The 7,353-nt window shown below is 39.0% G+C and carries 11 protein-coding genes; 6 read left to right on the forward strand and 5 right to left on the reverse strand.

The annotated features are described in order from the left end of the window. Positions 1 to 109: 109 nt before the first annotated feature. The 5 genes from AFK68_RS18285 to AFK68_RS18300 form a co-directional block, all read right to left on the reverse strand. Complete coding sequence (locus AFK68_RS18285; RefSeq protein ID WP_094674001.1) at positions 110 to 1,714, reverse strand: nickel-dependent hydrogenase large subunit; 1,605 nt, start codon at positions 1,712 to 1,714, stop codon at positions 110 to 112. A gap of 686 nt (positions 1,715 to 2,400) precedes the next feature. Then, positions 2,401 to 3,363: a hydrogenase small subunit gene (locus tag AFK68_RS18290; protein WP_094674002.1), complete on the reverse strand. Its 963-nt coding sequence runs from the start codon at positions 3,361 to 3,363 to the stop codon at positions 2,401 to 2,403. A 482-nt stretch (positions 3,364 to 3,845) separates the two neighbouring features. Further along, entirely contained in the window at positions 3,846 to 4,001 is a 156-nt protein-coding gene (locus AFK68_RS39215; protein WP_210407485.1) for a hypothetical protein, read from the reverse strand. 79 nt (positions 4,002 to 4,080) lie between these two features. Then, positions 4,081 to 4,260, reverse strand: coding sequence for a type II toxin-antitoxin system ParD family antitoxin (locus AFK68_RS18295; protein ID WP_094674003.1), 180 nt, complete (start codon positions 4,258 to 4,260; stop codon positions 4,081 to 4,083). Positions 4,261 to 4,424: 164 nt separating this feature from the next. Then, entirely contained in the window at positions 4,425 to 4,784 is a 360-nt protein-coding gene (locus AFK68_RS18300; protein ID WP_094674004.1) for a nucleotidyltransferase domain-containing protein, read from the reverse strand. A 135-nt stretch (positions 4,785 to 4,919) separates the two neighbouring features. On the opposite strand from AFK68_RS18300, the gene AFK68_RS18305 reads away from it, so the two are divergent. The 6 genes from AFK68_RS18305 to AFK68_RS18325 all read left to right on the forward strand — a co-directional run bounded on the left by AFK68_RS18305 (position 4,920) and on the right by AFK68_RS18325 (position 7,238). Continuing rightward, positions 4,920 to 5,108 carry a hypothetical protein gene (locus AFK68_RS18305; protein ID WP_143438020.1) on the forward strand — a complete coding sequence of 63 codons (189 nt, stop codon included), beginning with the start codon at positions 4,920 to 4,922 and terminating at the stop codon, positions 5,106 to 5,108. Positions 5,109 to 5,139: 31 nt separating this feature from the next. Next, complete coding sequence (locus AFK68_RS18310; RefSeq protein WP_094674006.1) at positions 5,140 to 5,652, forward strand: GUN4 domain-containing protein; 513 nt, start codon at positions 5,140 to 5,142, stop codon at positions 5,650 to 5,652. Positions 5,653 to 5,799: 147 nt separating this feature from the next. Next, the gene (locus AFK68_RS18315; RefSeq protein ID WP_094674007.1) at positions 5,800 to 5,997 is read left to right on the forward strand and encodes a DNA-binding protein; all 198 of its coding nucleotides are present in this window, start codon (positions 5,800 to 5,802) and stop codon (positions 5,995 to 5,997) included. 207 nt (positions 5,998 to 6,204) lie between these two features. After that, a complete protein-coding gene (locus AFK68_RS18320) occupies positions 6,205 to 6,459 on the forward strand; it encodes a type II toxin-antitoxin system death-on-curing family toxin (protein ID WP_246844273.1) in 255 nt (84 codons plus the stop codon). A 139-nt stretch (positions 6,460 to 6,598) separates the two neighbouring features. After that, a complete protein-coding gene (locus tag AFK68_RS42005) occupies positions 6,599 to 6,844 on the forward strand; it encodes a hypothetical protein (RefSeq protein ID WP_246844271.1) in 246 nt (81 codons plus the stop codon). Further along, the gene (locus tag AFK68_RS18325; RefSeq protein WP_246844272.1) at positions 6,816 to 7,238 is read left to right on the forward strand and encodes a hypothetical protein; all 423 of its coding nucleotides are present in this window, start codon (positions 6,816 to 6,818) and stop codon (positions 7,236 to 7,238) included. The genes AFK68_RS42005 and AFK68_RS18325 overlap by 29 nt, the downstream gene beginning before the upstream one ends. Positions 7,239 to 7,353 lie beyond the last annotated feature (115 nt).

The following is a 7,353-nucleotide window of genomic DNA, read 5'->3' on the forward strand; positions in this document are numbered from 1 at the left end:
CCCGCCCCAAAATCTAACGCACTGCTATCAAAAAACAAGGGACGCTCGCATTTTTGTTATCCAACGTCCCTTGTAAACTTATCGCTGACTGCTGAAAGCTGACTGCTACTTACGAAGTTCTAAACCGCGCCAACTCTTCCCCAGTCTTCGCATCGTGAGCGTGAACAGTACACACTAAACAAGAATCAAAAGACCGAGCAACATGACCTACTTCCACGGGGTCATTCACATCAGCAATAGGAATACCTATTAACGCTTCCTCAATAGGTCCGCGCACCCCTTCACCATCACGGGGTCCTACATTCCAAGTAGTCGGCGCAATAACCTGATAATTCTTAATCTTTCCGCCTTCTATTTCCACCCAATGACAGAGGGAACCACGACTAGCATTAGTAGCACCCCAACCGCGACCATCTTTTTCTTCAGGCTTAATATACCAAGGATCGCGCAAATTAAACTCCCGCAAACAACGCTCTGTTTCACGGTACAATTTAGTTAGTTCGTGCATTCTGGCAAACACGCGCAAATGTGCGTTCGGTCCGCCCATTTTCTTGAACATATCCAAAACTAAACCGTCTTTGTGTTGCCAACTTTCCCCATGATCGCCACCTGCTATCAATTCCCGCGCTAAGGCACCAACTTCCATCCGACCTAAGTCTTGGTGAGATACGGCAGTTGACCAAGAATAAGCACCATCAAAGTCAATATCGTTATTAGCAATGGGTACGGTAGTACGGTCAAAAGGATGTACATCTCCATCACCCTCGTTATACCAAGCGTGGGAAGTATTCTCCCTTGTAAAAGTATGCTCCATCAATTGATGAATATCTGTAGTGCTATCGTAGACACCACTTTTCATAATCATGGCAGCATTCCGACCTTCAATAGTCGGGCGTTGATATTTGTCTTCGTGAGGCAAATATCCCCAACTCATATATTTACCAACACCTGCACCAATTTTATCCAAACCAATATTCAGACCCATGCGCCAATAGAAACCAAGGTCTGAACTAGCATGATTAGGATTTTCATCTAACCATTCCATGAAATCTTCATAAGTTTGGATCTGTTCAAACCTGTCAATGGAACAACCTAACCATATCGGTTCTAACCAGTTAGTGCGGAAATATTCTAACATTGCCCAGGCGCGGGTAACGTCGGTCAGAGTAGGAGCGCACATTACGCCACCGGGAACCATGAAACTAGAATGAGGCCATTGACCGCCGAATAGAGCGTATATTTCTACGGGTTTTGCTGCAACAGTAATACCTGGTTCGTAGGAAGTACCTGTGAATGCTGAGAAACGCTTACAAGCTTCTTCATAGAAAGGACTATTTTGGTATTTTTTGTTAGTTAAGTCGATCGCGTATAACCCGTAAAAGAAGCGCGGATGACTTTGGAGAGTTTCTACAAGTTGACCGAGGTTACGAGCAAGGATAGCGTTACGGGGTACTTCTGTTTGCCAAGCTGTATCTAACGCCCAGGATGCACAGGTGAGGTGAGAAGCACCGCAAATTCCACAAATTCTGGGAGTGACAATGAGACCAGCTTTGGGGTCTTTACCTTTAAGGATGACTTCAAAACCTCGGAACATTTGTGCTTGAGTCCAAGCGTTGGTTACATATCCGTCTTGAATGTCAACTCTTACGTCTAAGTCGCCTTCAACGCGCCCCACGGGAGAAATGTCTAATGTTTGTACTTTAGTTTGAACCATTTTTTCAGTTATCAGTTATTAGTTATCAGTTATTCAATTTCTGTAGGATGCCTTAGCGCCAGCGTAACGCACCATCATCCAGTAGTGTAACACTGACACATCTAAAATGGTGCGTTACATCATTGGGGGGCGGGTTTATCTAACTTCAGGTGAAAGCTCGTTAATTTAACGGGGAAACCCGCCCCTACTATTGCACTATTTTAGATGAAACAGTCCAGTAGGGTGCCTTAGCGCCAGCGTAACGCACCATCATCCAGTAGCGTAACACTGACATATCTAAAAATGGTGCGTTACGACGGATTGTTGAATCTCTTTCATAGTCTAAATTTTAGCCGTCTTTTCATGTCCGCTCTTAGGGGAAACGCACCCTACAAATTTTGCTACAAATTTTGCTAGGGTAAAGGGTCGAAAATTCTCCCCTGCTCCGTGCTTCCCTGCTCCCCTTCTGTCTTAACCAAGAATGAAACAGCACTGCCTTTCAAAGGAAGGATAGATGAAAGCATTGGTCAACAGTCGGATATCTCCACAAATAAAACCTTCCGCTCCCCTTGACAAGCAGGAAGTATTTTATTATTATCAAGGTCAATAAACACAGGGGGAGGACATCACCTCTGTTAAAACAGCAGCCTGGGAAACCCTGGCTGAATAATCCCGTTTTGTCGCGTAAGCGCAACGTCGGGAGTATGTCAAACAGTAAAGAAATCTTCCTCTGCCCATTCTGGAGTTGAATCTTTTGCCACCATAGTCAGCAAAGCATAATCTTTACGGTTAACTCCCGTTGGTAATTCTTTAGGAACTCCCATGACTGTTTGTGTCTTAAATACTGTTCCCGGCATGAGGTCGTGGAATGGAAATTCTGGTTCGGTACAACCCAAACATGGCATTCCCGCGCGAGTCTTGGAGGAGACTCGGTTCCATAAAATGCGGTTACAGGAAGAGCGAGTCATCGGTCCGCGACAACCCAAGTCATAGAATAGACATCCTTGACGCTGCCCAAAATCTGAAGTGGAAGCTTTGTAAGCAAAGTGAACGTTGCGAGTACAACCTGTTTGAGTAAAGCTTTTGAAAAATGTTTCGGGGCGGTGAAATTCGTCTAAGGTAATGTCATCAAGTCTGCCAGTGGCAACCGCTACCAATATTTGCGAAATCCAATCTGGGTGAGCGGGGCAACCAGGAATATTAATTACTGGGTATCCAGCTTTACTCTTGAAGTCTTCTCCTAAAAATCCGCCTTTTTTTCGTTTCAGAAATTGCAAACCTTCAGACTCACTGGGGTTTGGTGACATTGCCGGAATACCACCATAAGTAGCGCAGTCTCCCACCGCAACAACGAAACCTGCAACTTCCGATAATTCTTGTACCCAATCTTTCATCGGGCGATCGGCAAAACGGTTCCATTCTCCCGTACCATTGGGCGCGTTAATTATTGTTCCTTCATATACTAAAATATCTAAATGTGTTTTTCCCGAAATACAATCTTGTAATAATTGTTGGACGTTTGTACCAAGTTCAAATCCTAAAGAAGGATGCCAGAGTACATTAATGCCGAAGTCTGTGATTAGGTCACAAATATTTGGTTCTTCAGCATTGAGAAATGATATGGTATTGCCAGAACAAGCTCCACCTTGAAGCCACAGTAGATTTATCATTCTCCCGAATTCTCCTGCTCTATAAAACTGATGCAAAGTGTCACATAACGTGACAATTTGATGTTTACTTCCTGCTGTACGGACGTTTTGCTATGCGACATGTTTGCGTAGCATTCCGGAACGGAAAACGCATTTTTGTTATGCAACGTCCCTAAGACCGTCGGCGGTTACTCATCCACAGGCATTGACGGTCAAGCTGACCGCATTTCTTAAGTTAAACCCTCTGTTATCTGAAGTTGAGATGGGATTCACGATAGAATTTGTCGCACCCTACTTCAACCTTTATGAAATTATAAAGGATAGATAATGATAACTTGGTTTTTATTTACGAATTTTTTATTATTAATTAATTGTTGCTTTGGTTAAGAATTTTGTTGTTTTTGATACTTTATTTTCAATATTTTCTTGGTAGGAAAATCTTGAAAAAATATAAAACTAAGTTATCGTATGATTTTGTGAAACTTTAGTTAAAGGAATCTTGATCATTCCAGACTATATTTCATTGATAATGAATAATCATTAACTTTCCTCTTCGTCAAAAAATAGCGATCGCCTGGTTCTATACTGACCTTAGCAAAATAACTATAAATTTCATCTAAATCCTGAATAGCTGTTTGAGAAAGACTATATTTACTCACTCAATTTTTTCTCTCGCATCTACTAAAATTTTATTTTTAATTGTCCAATAACAATTTCTCCATCAACTTTTTCTCCCTTTTATAATTGTTCTAAACCCACCTTGACTTTTTGGCGAGTTTCATTAAGCCATTGTTGATAATCTTGTTTTTCTAATAACTTTAAAGCGGAATTAATAACCTCCTCAATGTTGGTATATTTTCCCTTAGCAATTTGAGACTGAATAAACTCTTCTTGTTGTGGAGTTAAGATGATATTCATAATTACATAACCTCAATTTATAGCAACTTCCATAGTTATGAGGCACATTTACGATCCCCCTAAATCCCCCTTTAAAAGGGGGACTTTGAAGATTACCCCCTTTGTAAGGGGGGCGTGGGGAATCTAAACCTCGCTTGAATTCAATCAATATTGTTGTTCAATGTTCACAGGAAAATACCTTCTTGATGAATATTCAATAATAAGGGACTTTTCTCTTGTTGAAATTGAGATTCACTCACATAAACACAACTTACTAACACCCCATACTCAATACATATATCGGAAATAAACTCAATAATTTTTTGATGCTTATTATCCAGAGTAGTTGTTTCTTTTAAAACTACTAAAACATCAATATCTGAGTCTGGTTTTGCGTCTCCCCTTGCTTGAGAACAAAATAAAACTAAACTAATAAAATTATCTTGATAAATGTGTTGAAATTCCTGCTTCACCCTAGCCATAATTTCTGCTAAGTTTTGATGTTGCCCTAAATTTTCAACTGTATATAAAGGAATATTTATCATTTCAGATTATAACTCCGTTGTTTCAATATTCGACCTGTTAATTCTACTACTGCTAAATTTCCGGAATGTTGTCTAACACTTAGGAATACTTTTGTATTACACCGTCATATTATCATCTGGCACTCAAATATGCCCATGCCCAATATATCTATTAGAGTCCCGGAAAATATCAGGAAACGCCTCGATCAATATGTGGACAAGAATCTTACGAAAACTAAAGTAATAGCTAGAGCTTTGAGTCAATACCTAGGTATCAACGATGAATTGGCATTTACTGAGAGATTGTCTGAAGTGGAAAGAGGGTTATTTGAAATTGAAAAATAAATCAAGAAATAACTAAGGAGCAATAGTTTTTATGTTTATGTCAAATGTTGATTATGAATATACTGAATTAGAGAGATTACTGAGTCAGGAAAAGTGGAAAGAAGCAGATGAGGAAACTGCTCGTTGTATGTTGCAGGTTGCAGAGCGAGAGCAGGAAGGTTGGCTGAAAGTAGAAGATATAGAAAGATTTCCTTGTACAGACCTCCGCACAATTGACCAACTTTGGGTACAATATAGTAACGGTAAATTTGGCTTTTCTGTGCAAAAGACAATTTATCATAATTTGGGTGGTACGAGAGAGTATAATGGGGAAGTATATGAAGCGTTTAATAACGAAGTCGGATGGTGTCCAGAAGGACAATTGTTGTTATACTCTGACCTAGATTTTAGCTTAGATGAACATTACATGGGATACCTCCCAGGTTGTGCTTTAAAGGTGGACGTTTGGTATGTGAAGTTGGGTTGGCTATCTGATGGGGTTTTCTCTCGCGGTTGGTATTTGGTATCTTCTCTCTCGGAGAGACTTCTAGACTATAACATATAAGCGTTTTAGCTACTTTATCAGTTATCAGTTTTTTATAATCCATTTATCGGTGATCGCTCAGATACCATTTATCAGCATAACAGCAGTTTTCAGATCAATAATTAGCCATAATTAATCAGCTATCTTTAGTATTTATAACATAGTGCCATGAACCAAATCACTATACAACTATCAACAGAACAATACCAATATATCCAAAAAATTGCCAACCAACAGAAAACCTCACCAGAGAAAATTCTAGAATCAAAAATTACTGAATGGCTAGAAGAATCTCAAACTGACTTTAATCAAGCAGCTAATTATGTATTAACAAAAAACTCTGAACTCTATAAGCGCTTAGTATGACTCGCTATCTCACTCTATCATAAATTATGGAACTGCATCAGCAAATCATTACCCAGACAGGAGGAGCTAATGGTATAGCGCTAGGCGCTAGGGAATAGGGAATAGGGAATAGGGAATAGTAAACTGTCAAAGGATTTTCCTACGGAATGCTGCGCAAACAGGATTTAGAAATGTCCTAATCTTTGCTTCGACTGCTATATAAGCAATATTTCCGCTTTAGAGTCAGCAGTAGCACAACCAGCAGCAACATTTGCTGGAGAAGACTTATATCCAACTGTCATTGATAAAGCTGCTGCTCTCGGTTTTTTAATTATTATGAACCATCCTTTTATTGATGGTAATAAACGAATAGGACACGCAGCAATGGAAGTTTTTTTAATCCTGAACGGACTAGAAATAAATGCTTCTGTGGATGAACAAGAACAAGTGATTTTAGCAGTAGCTTCTGGAGAATTGAATTGAGAAGCATTTACCCAATGGCTACAAGTTCATATTCAAACCATTTCTCCAACTGAACTGTAACTGAACAAAACTAGGGACGCTACATCCAACGTTCCTACTTTGTTTCATTATTATTTTTTAATTCAAGGAGTCTGCAAAAATGGCTTACAGTGATTTTAAAACTATTAATCAAGTTCAAGCTACTTTTGACCTTAGTATTAATATGGTTAATTTGTTTCCTAATATTGAGTTAGTTGAACCGAGTGAATATTTGAAAATAACTTTGAAACGTAATCTTAAAGTTGCTTTTGATAATAATACTGAAAAAGCTCGTTTCCTGACGGAATGCTCCGCAAACAGAGTTAATTATTGCACCTTTGTTAATAGAAATCAGAGAAATATTTGATGGTAAAATTAGTTTGTTTTCTGGCAGAGATTTTAATGTTGATATGACCAGCGGGCTAAATGGATTTTGTGACTATATTTTGAGTGCTTCAGAGTTCACTTTAGAAATAGAAGCTCCTGTAATAACTATTGTTGAAGCTAAAAATGAAAGTACAAATGTAGGTTTAGGTCAATGTATTGCGGAAATGGTGGCAGCACAGAGGTTTAACCAAGCAAGAAATAGAATAACTGAAAGTATTTATGGTGCTGTTACGACTGGTCGTATCTGGCGCTTTCTCAAACTTTCTGGTCAAAATGTAGATATTAATAATGAGGAGTTAGTGATTGAAAATTCAGAAGATATAAATGTGTCTAAGATTTTAGCAATTTTAAGTTTGCCTATTAAACAATTGTAAGCATTCAGCTATCAGCTATCAGCTATTGCTTTCAGTCAGCCCTAACTATTGTACAATAGATGAAAAAAACATCAATAAAAGGCTCCAACCTTTATTTGTCAATACTTTGAGATGT

The organism is Hydrocoleum sp. CS-953, from assembly GCF_002260545.1.
In the GTDB taxonomy this organism is placed as follows: Bacteria; Cyanobacteriota; Cyanobacteriia; order Cyanobacteriales; family Microcoleaceae; genus Trichodesmium.

What these genes read in the sequence shown, in the direction of transcription:
- AFK68_RS18290 (WP_094674002.1), bottom strand. Translation starts at nt 3,363, where the DNA reads ATGATAAATCTACTGTGGCTTCAAGGTGGAGCTTGTTCTGGCAATACC.
- AFK68_RS18295 (WP_094674003.1), bottom strand. Translation starts at nt 4,260, where the DNA reads ATGAATATCATCTTAACTCCACAACAAGAAGAGTTTATTCAGTCTCAA.
- AFK68_RS18315 (WP_094674007.1), top strand. Translation starts at nt 5,800, where the DNA reads ATGAACCAAATCACTATACAACTATCAACAGAACAATACCAATATATC.
- AFK68_RS18310 (WP_094674006.1), top strand. Translation starts at nt 5,140, where the DNA reads ATGTTTATGTCAAATGTTGATTATGAATATACTGAATTAGAGAGATTA.
- AFK68_RS18300 (WP_094674004.1), bottom strand. Translation starts at nt 4,784, where the DNA reads ATGATAAATATTCCTTTATATACAGTTGAAAATTTAGGGCAACATCAA.
- AFK68_RS18305 (WP_143438020.1), top strand. Translation starts at nt 4,920, where the DNA reads ATGCCCAATATATCTATTAGAGTCCCGGAAAATATCAGGAAACGCCTC.
- AFK68_RS18285 (WP_094674001.1), bottom strand. Translation starts at nt 1,714, where the DNA reads ATGGTTCAAACTAAAGTACAAACATTAGACATTTCTCCCGTGGGGCGC.
- AFK68_RS42005 (WP_246844271.1), top strand. Translation starts at nt 6,599, where the DNA reads ATGGCTTACAGTGATTTTAAAACTATTAATCAAGTTCAAGCTACTTTT.